We start from the raw sequence: 15,316 nt of genomic DNA on the forward strand, positions 1-15,316 counted from the left end.
CTACCCTACACCTTCGCCTCATGCCGCCGCAGCGCCTTGCGCACATACATGGCGCTGTCGGCCGCTTCCAGCGCGCGGCCGGCTTCGGAGTGGGTATCGAGCACAGAGACGCCCGCGGAGGCGCCCGCGGTAATGGTTCGGCCATCGAACACGAAGCTGAGGCGATCGATCGCCTCCTCCAACGCGGCCGCCTTGGCCCTGGCGTCGGTCTCGCTGAGATTCCACAACAGCAGCGCAAACTCGTCGCCGCCGAGCCGACCCACCATGTCGGAAGAGCGCACCTGCGCGAGCAGCGCCGCGGCAATGGCCTTGAGCACCTGGTCGCCCGCGGCATGTCCGAAGGCGTCGTTGATCGGCTTCAGCCGATCGACGTCGAGCAAGACCAGGGCACCGCTGGCGCGATACCGCTTCATGTAGGCGATCGCGCGATTGAGCTCGCGCTCGAAACCGCGCCGGTTCGGGATGCCCAACAGGAAGTCGGTATCGGCGGAGGCCTGAAGTTCCTCGATCTGCGCTTGAGTCCGGGCGAGCTGCGCTTTCAGCCGGCGAATCGTCGTCTTGGTTTCGTTGGAAGCTGCCGGCGGCCGGGATGCCGGTGGCGGCGATCGCCGCGGTGCGGATTTTCGCCCGGAAGCCGCGTTTTTGGGGCGTTTTCCGGCCCTGGAGGCGGTCGCCCTGGTTTTCTTCTTCATGGCCTTCCCTGTGCAGGCACGCTTATGAAGGCTTGCCGGGCTTCACCAAGACAGGATAGTCCATTCCTGATCCCTTGCCACGCCTTGGATGAGCCCCGGGCCGACCCTATAATCGGCCTATGTTTCTGGATTCCCGAACAGAATTGACGAGATGACCGCACCGATCGCCATCATTATGGGCAGCCAGTCCGACTGGGAGACCATGCGCCACGCCGCCGAGACGTTGGCGGCGCTCGGGATCGACTGCGAAAAGCGCATCGTCTCGGCCCACCGGACCCCGGAGCGGCTGTTCGCCTTCGCCAAGGGCGCCAAGGCTCAAGGTTTCAAGGTCATCATTGCCGGCGCCGGTGGCGCGGCGCACCTGCCCGGTATGGCGGCAGCATTGACGGAACTCCCTGTGTTCGGCGTTCCCGTCGAATCCAAGGCGCTGTTGGGGATCGATTCGCTGTACTCGATCGTGCAGATGCCGGCCGGCGTTCCCGTCGGCACGCTGGCGATCGGCAAGGCCGGCGCCATCAACGCAGCCCTGCTCGCAGCAAGCGTGCTCGCGCTGAATGACCCGGCGCTGGCGACGCGATTGGCCGCCTGGCGCAAGCAGCAGACGGATGCGGTCAAGGAGCGCCCGGAGGGTTCGGCGTGACGGTTTCAGACAAGGTGAAGCTGAAGCCGGGCGACACCATCGGAATTCTCGGCGGCGGACAATTGGGCCGGATGCTGGCCATGGCCGCGGCACGCCTTGGCCTCAAATGCCAGGTGTTTTCGCCGGACCCGGACTCGCCCGCCTTCGACGTGGTGCTGAACGCAACCTGCGCCGAATATGCCGACGTCGAGGCGCTCGAATTGTTCGCCAATGATGTCGACGTCATCACCTATGAATTCGAGAACGTGCCGGCCGCTACCGCCATGGTGCTGGCGGCGCGCCGTCCGGTATTGCCGGCGCAGAAAATCCTCGAAACCACGCAGGACCGGCTGATCGAGAAAGATTTCGTCAAGCGGCTCGGCATCGACACCGCCGACTATGCCGACGTGTCGTCGGCGGAAACCCTGCAGAGCGCGATTGCCCGCATCGGCCTTCCCGCCGTGATCAAGACCCGCCGCTTCGGCTATGACGGCAAGGGCCAAGCGATTATTCGCGAGGGCGACGACCCCATCCGTATTTGGGAAGAGCTCGGCACCAAATCCGCGATTCTCGAAGCCTTCATTCCCTTCGAGCGCGAGATCTCCGTGATCGCCGCGCGATCGGCGGATGGCCATGTCGAATGCTACGACGTCACCGAAAACGAGCATCGCGATCACATCCTGAAATTCTCGCGCGTGCCGGCCGCGATATCGGATGAGCTGGCCGCACAGGCGCGAACCGTTGCCGAGAAGATCGCCCATGCGCTCGACTATGTCGGCGTGCTCGCGGTCGAGCTGTTCGTCGTTGCCGGGAACGGCGGACCGCACGTGCTGGTCAACGAGATCGCGCCGCGGGTGCATAATTCCGGGCATTGGACGCTGGACGGCGCCTCGATCTCCCAGTTCGAGCAGCACATCCGGGCGATTGCCGGCTGGCCGCTCGGCAAGCCGGTTCGTCACGGCCAGGTCACCATGACGAACCTGATCGGCGACGATATCCTCGATTATGAGCAATGGCTGACGGTTCCCGGCGCCACGGTTCATCTCTACGGCAAGGGCACACCGCGGCCGGGCCGCAAGATGGGCCATGTCACTGAAGTGACTCCGGCAATCAAGAAATAGCTCGCCCGCCGCGCTCTCGCCGAGCGCGTTTGCAGATCAGGCGGTCTTCAAGCCTTCCACAACGCCGGCCGGCTCCTCGCTGAGCCAGCGATAGATCGCGCCGCCGAGCGCACCGCCGATCAAGGGCGCCACCCAGAACAGCCAAAGCTGCGCCAGCGCCCAGCCGCCGACGAACAGCGCCGGCCCGGTGCTGCGCGCGGGATTCACCGACGTGTTGGTGACGGGGATACTGACGAGATGGATCATCACCAGCGCCAATCCGATGGCGAGCGGCGCAAAGCCCGCAGGCGCCTTGCCATGGGTGGCGCCCATGATGATGAACAGGAACGTCATGGTCATCACCACTTCGGTGATGAAGCAGGCCACCATGCCGTACTGACCGGGCGAATGCGCGCCATAGCCGTTGGAGGCAAAGCCCTTGGCCAGATCGAAGCCGGGCGCGCCGCTTGCGATCACATAGAGCAACGCCGCGGCAGCGGCAGCACCGACCACCTGCGCGATCACGTAAGGAACTATCTGCTGCGCCGGAAACCGTCCGCCAGCCGCGAGGCCGATCGTGACGGCGGGATTGAGATGACAGCCGGAGATGTGGCCGATCGCATAGGCCATGGTCACGACGCTCAGGCCGAATGCCAGGGACACACCGACCAAGCCTATACCGACCTCCGGAAAACCGGCGGCGATGACCGCGCTGCCGCATCCCGCAAAAGTGAGCCAAAACGTGCCGATCGCTTCAGCGGTATATTTTTTGGTATTCATACTCGCCTCCCGCATGTTTTTGCGTAGCTGGATGCTAGGGAGGCGCCGTGAAGGGCTCGTTATTTGAGGAAATCGGCGTCTGTAGGCCTAATCCCGCCGATTTTCCGGGCTTTTCCGGGCCGGAAACCGGCTTCTCAGGTGGACATCTGCGGTTTTGTCTGCTACATGCCCGCGCTCAGGGTTGAGGGCCAGGCCTTTCGCCAGCCTTTCGCTTTACCAGAATTCCTATCCGATCAATTGAAAGAGGATGCCGCGTGCAGGTTCTCGTCCGCGATAACAATGTCGATCAAGCCCTCAAGGCGCTGAAGAAGAAGATGCAGCGCGAGGGTATCTTCCGCGAGATGAAGCTCCGCGGCCATTACGAAAAGCCGTCCGAGAAGAAGGCCCGTGAAAAGGCCGAAGCCGTGCGCCGCGCGCGCAAGCTGGCCCGCAAGAAGCTGCAGCGTGAAGGCTTGCTGCCGATGAAGCCCAAGCCGGTGTTCGGCGCCGGTCCGGGTGGCGACCGTGGTGGCGCTGGCGGCCGTGGCCCGGGCGCAGGTCCGCGCGGACCGCGCTAAGCACTTCGCTAGATTTGAATGAAAAACGCGGGCCTTGGGTCCGCGTTTTGTTTTTCGCGATCTTGTTCCTCAGAATTTGGGTGCGACGGAAAATCGGCGCTCTCGCGCGCAGCCCTGCTCGATCACCCGCATCGCCGTCGGCGCCGTTGCGGCCATTTTGACCGATGCATTTTGCGAGCCCTCGGGTTACCTATGCCATGTTCGACGCGCGAGTATTCCGCCGCATGGCCGTTACCGATTGCAATACACTTCACCGCGCTTCGCGCTTCACGGCCGGATCCATCGTGCTGCTCGCGATCGTTCTCGGCCTGCCTCTCGGCGGTTGTTCGTTCGACTTGGGATCGTGGGGATCGGATAGGGAAAAGCCACAGGCAGTCGAGCAGAAACCGACCGGCACGATCAGCGGACAAAGCGTCAGCGATGCCCAGGGCCACGCAACGCGCGGCCAGACGCTCGCCAAATCCGGCAAGGCCGAGGAAGCGCTCGCGGAATTCGAGCGCGCGCTCGCACTCGATCCCTACAACGTGCAGGCGCTGTACGGCCGCGGCCTGATCTATCAAGCCGACAAGCAGCATGAGCAGGCGATCGCCGATTTCACCGCGGCCAATGGCCTGACGCCGCAACGGGTCGAGCCGCTGCTGGCGCGCGCGAGCAGCTACCTTGCCATCGACAAGACAAAGGAAGCCGCTTCCGACCTGGACGAGGCGGTGCAGGCCGATCCCAACAGCGCGCAAGCCTGGTCGGCACGCGGCGTCACCTATGAGCGCCTGGGCGACAAGGCCAAGGCGTTCACATCCTACGGCCGTGCGCTCGCGCTCCGCCCCAAGGACGACACCGCACGAAGCGGGCTCGCACGCACCGGCGGCTAGAGTCTTCTATCGAAGACCGCAGATTATTTCGGGAGCACTGCGTGGAAGATCGACTTCGCAGTGGACAGCGCGTCCTCGGCAGCCGCCGAGGCGCGTTCGCGGACGGAAGGCGCGGCAACTTCGGCACGCAGATCGAGCGGGCGCGAGACCGGAATTTCGGCGGGCGGGACCGGGCGGTTCGGGTCGATGGCCTCAGCATAAGGCGGCCGTAGCTGCGGCGAAACCTGACCATTGGGTTCGCCAGCGGGTGGGCCCGAGACCATGACCGGCGGCGGCAGCGGACGAAGCGCGGGCGCATTCACGGCAGCAGGCGCATTTGCGACCCTGGATGTTTCGGGGGCACGGGGTGCTTCAGGAGCACGGGCCGTCTCGGGGGCGCGCGCAGACGTTTCGCCGTTGGCGCGCAGGCGTTCGATCGCGGCGCGCGCCAGATCGTTGGCATCGCGCCGTTCATCCGGCGTAGCCGCAGTCTCGACCGGGGCGGCGGCCGGCGCAGCCGCCACCACCGGAGTAGCCTGGGACGCCACAGGCTGCACGGGCGACGGCAGTATGACCCTGATCTTTTCCTTTTCGCGCGGCGCCGCTGCATGACGGCGCTGGTCGGCCGGATTGCTGGCGGCGTCGGCCGGATTCTCGGCCGATTTCACGTCGGACTTAGGATCGGAAGACTTGGATTCGGAAGACTTGGAATCGGAGGACTTGGAATCGGAGGACTTGGCATCGGCTTTGGCGTCAGCCTTCGCTTCGGACTTTTCTTCCGCTTTCGCTTGGGCCTTTTCAGCCGCCGCCGGTCGTTCGGCAGCGGTCTTCTCCATGATGGCCTTCTCGGAGATACCCCTCGCCTTGACGCCTGCGGCCGGAATATTGCTCACGCTGGCCGTGGTCTCGGACCCCTTGGTATCGGACGTCTTGGCATCGGATTTGGCTGCAGCCTTGCTGGGATTGGCGGCCGCCGACGCCGCGGCGGGAGCGTCCGCGCTGGGCTTGGTCACGATGTAGTGGTTGACGATGTACGCCCCGATGACGGTCGCAGCCACCGAGGGGAAGATGTCCACCGCAAATTTCTTCACGTAGTTCAGCATTCCGGCCACTCCCCACGGCGCCCCAATTGCCGGAACTTTGAGGCACATTGAGGGATCAACTACGACGGATCGATGGCAATTCAGCAGTTCCTGTGCAGGTGCAGCGACGTCTGCCAATTGCCCTGCAAGTTCCTCCCAGAGCCGTGGGCGCGGCACCCGCAACCAAGCTGGAACCCGAGAGAGGCTCAGGGCTTCAGCTCGACCTCCAGAAACACAATCTCGCTTGCGGTCTCGTTCAGCACGTCATGCTGGACGCCGGCCTTCCGGAAATAGGATTTGCCGGAGGCGAGCTGCGCCTTAGTGCGTTCGCCGTTCGGCGCGACGATGGTCATCTCGCCCGAGGTTATCGGCACGATCACGTAATCCATCTCATGGGTGTGATGGCCGGTGGCGCTGCCCGGCGCCAGCCGCCATTCGGTGACGCGGACTTCTGATGTGTCGACCTGAACGTCGGACTTGGCGGCAAGCATTTCATTCTTCTCCGATTACGGCACGAACACCATAAACACGAACACAGCAAACACCACCATATGTACCAGCCCGAACAGGATGTTGGTGCGGCCGGTGCCGAAGGTGAGAATGCTCAGGAAGAACGTGAGCAGCAGCAACACCATGCCCTGACCGTTGAGCCCGAGCACGAGTTCCTTGTCGAGCACGTAGGTAGCCAGGCCGACCGCGGGAATAGTCAGCCCGATGGTCGCCAGCGACGATCCGAGCGCGAGATTGATGCTCTTCTGCAGATCGTTATTGCGCGCGGCTGCAATAGCGGTGACTCCCTCCGGCAGCAGGATGAGGAGCGCGACCAGCACGCCGGCGAATGCCGGTGGGGCACCGATCATCGCGGTCACGACATCGACCACCAGCGAAAACTTCTTCGCCAGAAGCACCACGGCGAGTAGGGAGATAAGCAGCAGCGCGATGCTGAGCGCCAGCATCGGGTTCGAGAGGGATGAGGTTTCGGCGGCAGCACCGGCGCCTCCCTTGATGAAATAATCACTGTGCCGGATCGTCTGGGTATAAAGGAACACGCCGTAGAGCATGAGCGTGACCAGGTCCACAAAGCCAAGCTGCGCCGCCGAATAGATCGGTCCCGGCGCCGTCAGCGTATAATTCGGCATGATCAGCGTAATGGTCGAAAGCACGAACAGCACGCTGAGATAAAGGTTGGCGCCGGAGACCTGGAAATCCTGCTCGCGGTAGCGCAAGCCCCCGATGAAGATACACAGGCCCACGAGGCCGTTGCACACGATCATCACCACCGCAAACACCGTATCGCGCGCCAACGCCGGCTGCGGCTTTTCGCCGAGCATGATGGTCGCGATCAGCGCCACCTCGATGATGGTGACCGCCAGCGTCAACAGCAGCGTGCCATAGGGCTCGCCGATCCGCTCGGCGATCACCTCGGCATGATGCACGGCTGCGAACACAGTGCCGAACAGGATTGCGAGCAGCAGCACCGCAAACACGAACCCGCCAACCGACGGCGTAAAGTTGAGCCCGAGGCCGGTGGCCACGGCAAACAGCACCATCGCCAGCGCGGGGAATATCCAGGCCGATCGCGGCATCGGTCCATGTGCGCTCATGCGGTTACGTTCCCGACCGGTTCGTGGACGGAAGGTATGCCCGTCCATGCTGCGACCATCCCTGCGCAAGGTTGATAAAATTCCGCGCGATTTCAATCGCGCCGAAATTGTCCAGATCGTTGTGACCTCCCCGGGCGAGGCGGACAAACCGTTTCGGCTCGTTCGCCAGCGCGAACAGCCGTTCGCCAAAGGCAACGGGTATCGTGGGATCGAGCGCGCCATGCATCATGAGCAGCGGAACCCTGATCCGGGCGATGTGCCGGTCGGAGTGAAACCGATCGCGCATAAATAGCCGCACCGGCGCGAACCAGAACGCGGACGCGGCGACGTCCACAATGGAGGTATAGGACGATTCCAGGATCAGCTTTCCGACCGGCTGTTCGCCCGCCAGCGCCACTGCGACGCCGGTGCCAAGCGAGAATCCCCACGCAACGATTCTGTCCGCGCTGTATCGCGCTGCCGTGAAAGCATAGGCCGCCGCGGCATCCTGCAGCAATCCCTGCTCGCTCGGCTGCCCGCTCGAGCCGGCATAGCCGCGATAGGAGAGCGCGACGATTCCTATCCCGTCGGCGATCAGGCCGCGAAAACGGCCGAAGAAACCGGCGAGATAATCGCCATTGCCGTGGAAGTAGAGGACGACCGGACGCCCCGGCTTGGCCGGAACATGCCAGACGATGACCTTCTCACCGTCGGCGGTGGCCAGGACATGTTCTTCTGCTTCAGGAAAGCCTGCCGCTTGCGGCGGCGTGCGCACGCTTGTCGGGGCAGGAAACAGCACGGCGCGCTGCGCGAAGAACAGCGCGAGCAGGCCGCAGATATAACCCGCCGAAGCGATGATCAGCAGCCATTTCAGCCCGGTCATGAACTTCCTGCTAGCGCGTTACATCCCCTTGACGACGTTCTCGGTGACCTTCTTGGCGTCGCCGAGCAGCATCATGGTGTTATCGCGATAGAACAGCGGATTGTCGATGCCGGCATAGCCCGATGCCAGCGAGCGCTTGATGAACATCACGGTGCCGGCCTTCCAGACCTGCAGCACCGGCATGCCGTAGATCGGCGAGGTCTTGTCTTCTTCCGCAGCCGGGTTGGTGACGTCGTTGGCGCCGATCACGAAGGCGATGTCGGCCTGGGCGAATTCGGAGTTGATGTCCTCGAGCTCGAACACCTCGTCATAGGGCACATTGGCTTCGGCGAGCAGTACGTTCATGTGGCCGGGCATGCGCCCCGCGACCGGATGAATCGCGTACTTCACCTCGACGCCTTCCTTCTTCAGCATGTCGGCCATTTCGCGCAGCGCGTGCTGGGCCTGTGCCACCGCCATGCCGTAGCCGGGCACGATGATGACCTTGGAGGCGTTCTTCATGATGAAGGCGGCGTCGTCGGCCGAGCCGAGCTTGGCAGGCTTCTGTTCGCCGGAGCCGCCGCCCGCGGCCGCCGTTTCGCCACCGAAGCCGCCAAGAATGACCGAGATGAACGAGCGGTTCATCGCGTGGCACATGATGTAGGACAGGATCGCGCCCGAGGAGCCGACCAGCGCGCCGGTGATGATCAGCGCGGAATTGCCGAGCGTAAAGCCGATGCCGGCCGCGGCCCACCCCGAATAGGAGTTCAGCATCGAGATCACGACCGGCATGTCGGCGCCGCCGATCGGGATGATCATGAGCACGCCGAGCACCAGCGCGATGATCGTGATCAGCCAGAAATCGACCGCGCTGCCGGAGCGGACCAGGCCGAAAATGAAGAACACCAGCGCAAGCGCGAGCGCGATGTTGATGATGTGGCGGCCAGGCAGGATGATCGGCGCACCACTCATGCGCGCCGAAAGCTTCAGGAAAGCGATCACCGAACCGGTGAAGGTCAGCGCGCCGATGGCGACGCCGAGCGACATTTCGACGAGGCTGGACGCGTGAATCGCGCCGGGCTTGCCGATGTCGAAGGCTTCGGGCGCGTAGAAGGCGCCGGCGGCGACCAGCACCGCGGCCATGCCCACCAGTGAGTGGAATGCTGCGACCAGTTCCGGCATCGAGGTCATCGGCACGCGCCGCGCGATCACTGCCCCGATCGCCCCGCCGATGGCGATGCCGAGAATGACCAGGACCCAGGCGATACCGTCCGCCGGCGGATGACTGGCGAGCGTGGTGGCGACCGCGATCGCCATGCCGATCATGCCGAATAGATTGCCCTGGCGGGACGATGCGGGACTGGACAGCCCGCGCAGCGACAGGATGAACAGCACACCCGCCACGAGATAAAGAACTGCTGCCAGATTGGCGTTCATCTCAGGTCCCCATTTGACTTTGTCACCACGAGGTGCACGCCACTCACTTCACCTTCTTCTTGTACATCGCCAGCATGCGCTGGGTGACAAGGAAGCCGCCAAATATGTTCACGCAGGCGAAGATCAGCGCGATGAAGCCGAAGCCGCGCGCCCAGCCCGAGCCGCTCGAGATCATGCCGACGCCGACCGCGAGCAGCGCACCGACCACGATCACCGAGGAGATCGCATTCGTCACCGACATCAAAGGCGTATGCAGCGCCGGCGTCACCGACCAGACCACGAAGTAGCCGACGAAGACGGCGAGGACGAAAATCGACAGCCGAAATACGAAGGGGTCGACGACTTGGGCGACATGCTCCATGGCTTCTCTCCTTAGGCTTTCGGCTGGAAGTTCGGATGGATGACGGCGCCGTCCTTGGTCAGCGCGGTGGCTTTCACCAGTTCGTCTTCCCAATTGACCGCGAGCGCCTTGTTCGCCTTGTCGACCAGCGTCTCGATGAACGAGAACAGGTTGCGGGCGTAAAGGCTCGAGGCCGATTGCGCCACGCGGCCGGCGACATTGGTGTAGCCGACGATCTTGATGCCATCGACATCGACGACCTCGCCCGCCTTCGCGCCTTCGACGTTGCCACCGCGCTCGACGGCGAGATCGACCAGCACCGAACCCGGTTTCATCGATTTGACCATCTCGGCGCTGACGAGCCTTGGCGCGGGGCGGCCCGGGATCAGCGCGGTCGTGATCACGATGTCCTGCTTCTTGACGTGCTCGGCGGTGAGTTCGGCCTGCTTTGCCTGATACTCTTTCGACATTTCCTTGGCGTAGCCACCGGCGGTCTGGGCGTTCTTGAACTCTTCGTCCTCGACCGCGAGGAATTTGGCGCCGAGCGATTCGACCTGCTCTTTGGTGGCAGGACGCACGTCGGTTGCGGTAACGACGGCACCGAGCCGGCGCGCGGTCGCAATTGCCTGCAGACCGGCAACGCCGACGCCCATTACGAACACCTTCGCCGCCGGCACGGTGCCGGCCGCCGTCATCATCATCGGGAACGCGCGGCCAAACGACTCGGCCGCCTCGATCACGGCGCGATAGCCGGCGAGATTTGCCTGCGAGGACAGCACGTCCATGACTTGTGCGCGCGTAATGCGCGGCATCAGTTCCATCGCAAATGCCGAGACGCCGGCATCCGCGATCGTCTTCAGCGCCGCCTCATTGCCGTAAGGGTCCATGATGGCGATCACCAGCGCGCCGCGCTTGTACTTGGCGAGTTCTGAGGCCTCTGGCCGCTTCACCTTGATGATGATGTCGGCGTCTTTCAACGCATCCGCGCTGACGGTGGCGCCGACGGCGGTGAATTCGGAATCCGGCAGGCCCGACTTGACGCCAGCACCCGGTTCGATCGCGACTTCGGCGCCCAGCGCCTTGAACTTCTTGACGGTGTCCGGGGAAGCGGCAACCCGCGGTTCGGACGGATCGATTTCCTTGGCAACGGCAATTTTCATGAGGCCTCCCCGGCGCGGCGGGCGCGCGCAAGCAAACTAGCGTCTTTTTCGCTTAGTTGGATACCGGTTTCGCAACCGGCATGCGTGCGAATTTCTGGCCACCGCCGGGGCCGGCGGTGCAGGCAGCGACGCGTCAGGTCAGGAAATAACCCATCAGGGCGACAATGATTACGACGGCGACGGTGCCGTATTTGACCAACATGATGAACCCTTCATAGGTCTGCTCATGGGCCGGATAGTCGTTGCCGTCAGCGGTCGTGTAGGCCACTTCGTTATGGTCTGCCATCGGTATCCCCAGTCAAAATCCGCGTTTCTCGCGTGCAATTACCCGCAAAGCGTTTGGGAGGGCAACGGCCCCTTGCCTATCGGGTCATTCGGAAGGCCAATTATCCCGGATCCAGCGGGCCAGGCTTTCTTCGCTGACCTCGCCGGCGGCGAGGGAGAGAATGATGGCGGTGGCGTGCTCGGGTTTCGGGTTGAAGCTAATCCCGTTCTTCAAGAGGAATATTCGCATCGCCAAGAAAGCCATGCGCTTGTTGCCGTCGACAAACGCATGATTTTTGGCAAGCCCGAACGCGTAAGCTGAAGCGAGTTCGGCTAACTCGGCTCGTTCATACCGCCACTTGTTGATCGAGCGCTCCAGCGCCGACCGTAGCATGCCCTCGTCGCGCAGGCCTGGCGCGCCGCCGAAGCGACGTAGTTGGCGACTATGGATTGCGATGGCTTGCTCAAAGGTAATCCAAAGCGGCTCTTTCGGCTCGTTCACTCCATACTTCCATTACTTTGCCAGCGTCGCCAGCGTATCGCGGTATTTGTCCATGGTGTCTTCCGCCAGTTCCATGGTCCGCTCGAAGTCGGGATCGTATGGAAGAGCTTGAAAGCCCCCGCCCGGGAGCTCGGTGATGTGCAATTGCTGGCCACGCTTGAGATCGAGCCGCTGCATTAGTTCGCGCGGAATCAGGAGACCATCGGAATTGCCTATTTTCTTGATTTCGATTTTCATCGGGAAATTCCTTTTCAGTTGCGCACGATCGCGCTCAAGCTGTTCGAGGAGCCGCATGTCCGATATCCAGACCAAAGCTATGTTGTACATCTGTATAACATAGCTTCGCCCCTGGTTCAACAGATGTTTTACGATCTCTTGGCCCGACTTGTACCAGTCCCCCGCCTCGAACGTGGCCCGGAAGCGCAACGGCTGAAGGTACGGCGCGGCAACCGGCCCCTAAGCCACAACAAAATCGAAACGCCCGGCGAGCCAGCCGGCGTTCTTGGCCGTGCGTACCAGCAATTCCTTGCGAAACAGGCCGTCAGTGCGGTTCAGCGCTTCGCCGGGGAAATAGAGCTGGGTGGTCAGCACGCGGCCGCCGCGCGGCTGCACCTTCACGTGGATATGGCGTGTGCGGCCGACATAGGCGCCGGGTACGACGCTGCGCAGCCGGTAGCGCCCTTCCGCATCGGAGAACTGATGGCCGCGCAGGCGAAAACCGGAATTGTCGTAGCGGCCCTTGTCGTCGGCCTGCCAGAAATCCAGCAAGGCTCCGGCGATCGGTTTGCAGGCGCGGGTAAGAACGAAGCCGACCAGTTCGATCGGCTGTCCCGCCATGCCTTCTTCAATCAGCTCGGCGCGCTCGGGCGAAGAGGGCTTGAAGTACGGCCCTTCGGTCTGCGCCACCGTTGCGGCGTCGCCGTCATGGCATGCGGGCGTGAGGGCTAGCGGGGCCTCAGCAATGCTGGCGTCAATCGTGAGCAGCGAACCGGCGGCGAAGACGCCCGCTCCAAGCACCGCGCGCCGTGTCGGGGTGTCGATCATGGGGCACTCCCCTCTTGTCGCCCCTATCATGTAGGGTGACAGCGGCGGAAATTGTATCCGCGCCCATCACAATTCCGTTTCGTCCCCGGGGCCGAACCCGTCAGCCCATCGTCTCCAACTCGTCGATCATGCCTGCAATGACCGACAGCCCGCCGTCCCAGAATTTGGGATCCCTGGCATCGAGGCCGAACGGCTTGAGCAATTCGGAATAATGCTTGGTGCCGCCGGCTGCGAGCATGGCGAGATAACGCTCGGCGAAACCCTCGGTGGCGTTTTCGTAGACGGCGTAAAGTGAGTTCACCAGGCAATCGCCGAACGCATAGGCGTAGACGTAGAACGGCGAATGGATGAAGTGCGGAATGTACATCCAGAAATTCTCGTAGCCCGGACGGATGTCGATGGCCGGCCCGAGGCTTTCACCCTGCACGCTGAGCCAGATCTGGCCGATGCGCTCGGCGGTCAGTTCGCCGTTCTTGCGCTCGGTGTGCACGGCGCGCTCGAACGAATAGAACGCGATCTGCCGCACCACGGTGTTGATCATGTCCTCGACCTTGCCGGCCAGCAGCGCCTGGCGCTGCTTGGCGTTTTTGGTCTGCGACAGTAGCCGCTTGAAGGTCAGCATTTCGCCGAACACGCTTGCCGTCTCCGCAAGCGTCAACGGCGTCGGCGCCATCAGTGCGCCGTTCTTCGCCGCCAGCACCTGGTGCACGCCATGGCCGAGCTCATGCGCCAGCGTCATTACGTCGCGCGGCTTGCCCTGGTAATTCATCAGCACATAGGGATGCGCCGAGGGCGTGGTCGGGTGCGAGAACGCGCCCGGCACCTTGCCCGGCCGCACCGGCGCATCGATCCAGCGGTCGGTGAAGAACCGTTCCGCGATGTTGGCCATCTCGGCGGAGAAGCCGCGATAGGCCGTCAGCACCATCTTCTGCGCCTCGGGCCAGGCGATCGTGCCGGCCGCCGCGAACGGCAGCGGCGCGTTGCGGTCCCAATGCGCCAGCTTCTTCTTTTTGAACCAGCCGGCTTTCAGATTGTAGTAGCGGTGCGACAGCCGCGGATAGGCCGCGCGAACCGAGCCGACCAGCGCATCGACGACCTCGCGTTCGACGCGGTTATTCAGGTGGCGCGAATCCGCAACGTCCTGGAAGCCACGCCAGCGATCGGAAATTTCCTTGTCCTTGGCGAGCGTGTTGGTGACGAGGGCAAAGGTCCGCTCATTATCCTTGAACGTTTTCGCCAGCGCCTGCGCGGCGGCCTTGCGCTTTTCCGGCGCACGGTCCTGCAGCAGATTGAGCGTCGGCTCGATCGCGAGCTCCTTGGTCCCGACCTTGAAGCGCAGGCCGGAGATGGTCTGGTCGAACAGCCGGTTCCAGGCGGCATAGCCGCTCTGGGATTTTTCGTGAAACAACTGCTCGACGCGATCTTCGAGCTGATACGGCTTGTCCTTGCGCAGATCCTCGATCCACGGCCGGTAATGCGCGAGCTCGGGCGTTTGCATCGCGCGCTCGATCACGGCGTCTTCGATGCGGTTGAGTTCGAGCGCGAAGAACAAGAGATGCAGCGAGGCCGCCGTCAGCCGCTCGGAGACGTCGCCGTAGAATTTGGAAATCACGGGATCGACGCTGTCGCCGGCATGAACGAGGCCTGCATAGGAGCCGAGCCGGCCGGCCAAATCGTCAATCGCCTCGTAGCGCCTGACCGCCTCCGCTAGCCAAAGACCGCCCTCATCGCGGGCAACGCTTTCCGCCAGCTTGCCTTTGTAGTCCGTTTCAAACGCGACGCAGTCGGTATCCATCTTCTGCAGATCGCGTGCGATTTCAGCCGCGTCGATGCCGGAATAAAGATCGGCGAGGTTCCATTCCGGCAGTTTGCCGGTTTTGGGTTTGGCTGCGCTCGCCTTGCTGCCCTTGACGGGCTTACGGGACGTCTTGACGGCTCGGGAGGTCGCAGATTTTCCGCTCATGGCACTTTCAAAATTGGGAGGTGATCAGGAAATTGGGCGGGAGATTCAGGCGAAAGCCGAAAGCTGCGGTGCCAATTGGACAAGCAGCTCCTCGCTTTCGGCGAGCATCGGCTCGATCCTTTCGTGCATCACACCACGGATCGCACACCACAACACGATCACGCGTACCATAAGCCACGACGTGCTCGGGACTGCCGCCCGCGCGTGCAGAACGACCAGATCGAGGTTTCGGTGCTCGAAGAGCAGCCGCCCCCATCCATCCTCAAGGATATACTGTCCGCCGATCCGCGACACGCACAACTCGCAAGCCTGATCCGGAAGCGGTCCCAGCAGGTAGAACTGGGGATCGCGCTTCTCCGTCATGCCGGTTTCCCATTCGCGTCCGGTACCCGGCGCAAGCGCTGCGTTCAGAGCCGCAACGATGGTGCTGAGTTCTCGCTCGCTCCACTCGCCCGCATCCTGTTTGCGCTCGAACGCAACCAC

At 63.0% G+C, this 15,316-nt stretch carries 19 protein-coding genes; 4 read left to right on the plus strand and 15 right to left on the minus strand.

The features are described 5' to 3' along the window. Positions 1-5: 5 nt before the first annotated feature. Positions 6-692 (minus strand): GGDEF domain-containing protein, encoded by a 687-nt coding sequence (locus V1277_RS09865; protein ID WP_334416005.1) that lies wholly within the window; start codon positions 690-692, stop codon positions 6-8. A 151-nt stretch (positions 693-843) separates the two neighbouring features. Here V1277_RS09865 and purE point away from each other — a divergent pair, with 151 nt between their 5' ends. Next, positions 844-1,332: a 5-(carboxyamino)imidazole ribonucleotide mutase gene (gene purE, locus V1277_RS09870; protein ID WP_334416006.1), complete on the plus strand. Its 489-nt coding sequence runs from the start codon at positions 844-846 to the stop codon at positions 1,330-1,332. Next, positions 1,329-2,432: a 5-(carboxyamino)imidazole ribonucleotide synthase gene (locus tag V1277_RS09875; RefSeq protein WP_334416007.1), complete on the plus strand. Its 1,104-nt coding sequence runs from the start codon at positions 1,329-1,331 to the stop codon at positions 2,430-2,432. Before purE ends, V1277_RS09875 begins: the two co-directional genes overlap by 4 nt. A 36-nt stretch (positions 2,433-2,468) precedes the next feature. On the opposite strand, the gene aqpZ is transcribed toward V1277_RS09875, so the two are convergent. Beyond that, positions 2,469-3,191, minus strand: a complete 723-nt coding sequence (gene aqpZ, locus V1277_RS09880) for an aquaporin Z (RefSeq protein ID WP_334416008.1) — start codon at positions 3,189-3,191, stop codon at positions 2,469-2,471. 254 nt (positions 3,192-3,445) lie between these two features. Between aqpZ and rpsU the strand changes: the two genes are divergently transcribed. Continuing rightward, the gene (gene rpsU, locus V1277_RS09885) at positions 3,446-3,748 is read left to right on the plus strand and encodes a 30S ribosomal protein S21 (RefSeq protein ID WP_028350145.1); all 303 of its coding nucleotides are present in this window, start codon (positions 3,446-3,448) and stop codon (positions 3,746-3,748) included. A 197-nt stretch (positions 3,749-3,945) separates the two neighbouring features. Beyond that, on the plus strand, positions 3,946-4,617 hold the full coding sequence (locus V1277_RS09890) for a tetratricopeptide repeat protein (RefSeq protein ID WP_334416009.1): 672 nt from the start codon (positions 3,946-3,948) through the stop codon (positions 4,615-4,617). 23 nt (positions 4,618-4,640) lie between these two features. On the opposite strand, the gene V1277_RS09895 is transcribed toward V1277_RS09890, so the two are convergent. From V1277_RS09895 to V1277_RS09955, 13 genes are all read right to left on the minus strand, one after another. Continuing rightward, positions 4,641-5,699 (minus strand): hypothetical protein, encoded by a 1,059-nt coding sequence (locus V1277_RS09895; protein WP_334416010.1) that lies wholly within the window; start codon positions 5,697-5,699, stop codon positions 4,641-4,643. A 185-nt stretch (positions 5,700-5,884) separates the two neighbouring features. Next, complete coding sequence (locus V1277_RS09900; RefSeq protein ID WP_028351303.1) at positions 5,885-6,169, minus strand: cupin domain-containing protein; 285 nt, start codon at positions 6,167-6,169, stop codon at positions 5,885-5,887. Positions 6,170-6,184: 15 nt separating this feature from the next. Further along, a complete protein-coding gene (locus V1277_RS09905; protein ID WP_334416011.1) occupies positions 6,185-7,282 on the minus strand; it encodes a calcium:proton antiporter in 1,098 nt (365 codons plus the stop codon). A 4-nt stretch (positions 7,283-7,286) separates the two neighbouring features. Beyond that, positions 7,287-8,144, minus strand: a complete 858-nt coding sequence (locus V1277_RS09910) for an alpha/beta hydrolase (RefSeq protein WP_334416012.1) — start codon at positions 8,142-8,144, stop codon at positions 7,287-7,289. An 18-nt stretch (positions 8,145-8,162) separates the two neighbouring features. Next, positions 8,163-9,560, minus strand: a complete 1,398-nt coding sequence (locus tag V1277_RS09915) for an NAD(P)(+) transhydrogenase (Re/Si-specific) subunit beta (RefSeq protein WP_334416013.1) — start codon at positions 9,558-9,560, stop codon at positions 8,163-8,165. Between the two features lie 43 nt (positions 9,561-9,603). Further along, the gene (locus V1277_RS09920) at positions 9,604-9,921 is read right to left on the minus strand and encodes a proton-translocating transhydrogenase family protein (RefSeq protein WP_018453812.1); all 318 of its coding nucleotides are present in this window, start codon (positions 9,919-9,921) and stop codon (positions 9,604-9,606) included. An 11-nt stretch (positions 9,922-9,932) separates the two neighbouring features. Next, the gene (locus tag V1277_RS09925) at positions 9,933-11,060 is read right to left on the minus strand and encodes a Re/Si-specific NAD(P)(+) transhydrogenase subunit alpha (protein ID WP_334416014.1); all 1,128 of its coding nucleotides are present in this window, start codon (positions 11,058-11,060) and stop codon (positions 9,933-9,935) included. Positions 11,061-11,193: 133 nt separating this feature from the next. Then, positions 11,194-11,346: an aa3-type cytochrome c oxidase subunit IV gene (locus V1277_RS09930; protein WP_138831019.1), complete on the minus strand. Its 153-nt coding sequence runs from the start codon at positions 11,344-11,346 to the stop codon at positions 11,194-11,196. 84 nt (positions 11,347-11,430) lie between these two features. Continuing rightward, complete coding sequence (locus V1277_RS09935; protein WP_334416015.1) at positions 11,431-11,826, minus strand: type II toxin-antitoxin system death-on-curing family toxin; 396 nt, start codon at positions 11,824-11,826, stop codon at positions 11,431-11,433. 12 nt (positions 11,827-11,838) lie between these two features. Continuing rightward, a complete protein-coding gene (locus V1277_RS09940; protein ID WP_334416016.1) occupies positions 11,839-12,063 on the minus strand; it encodes an AbrB/MazE/SpoVT family DNA-binding domain-containing protein in 225 nt (74 codons plus the stop codon). 219 nt (positions 12,064-12,282) lie between these two features. Continuing rightward, complete coding sequence (locus V1277_RS09945; RefSeq protein WP_334416017.1) at positions 12,283-12,870, minus strand: dioxygenase family protein; 588 nt, start codon at positions 12,868-12,870, stop codon at positions 12,283-12,285. A gap of 100 nt (positions 12,871-12,970) precedes the next feature. Further along, positions 12,971-14,833 (minus strand): M3 family oligoendopeptidase, encoded by a 1,863-nt coding sequence (locus tag V1277_RS09950; RefSeq protein WP_334416018.1) that lies wholly within the window; start codon positions 14,831-14,833, stop codon positions 12,971-12,973. Between the two features lie 45 nt (positions 14,834-14,878). After that, entirely contained in the window at positions 14,879-15,316 is a 438-nt protein-coding gene (locus V1277_RS09955; protein ID WP_334416019.1) for a hypothetical protein, read from the minus strand.

Source organism: Bradyrhizobium sp. AZCC 1588 (assembly GCF_036924735.1).
Taxonomy (GTDB): Bacteria; Pseudomonadota; Alphaproteobacteria; order Rhizobiales; family Xanthobacteraceae; genus Bradyrhizobium.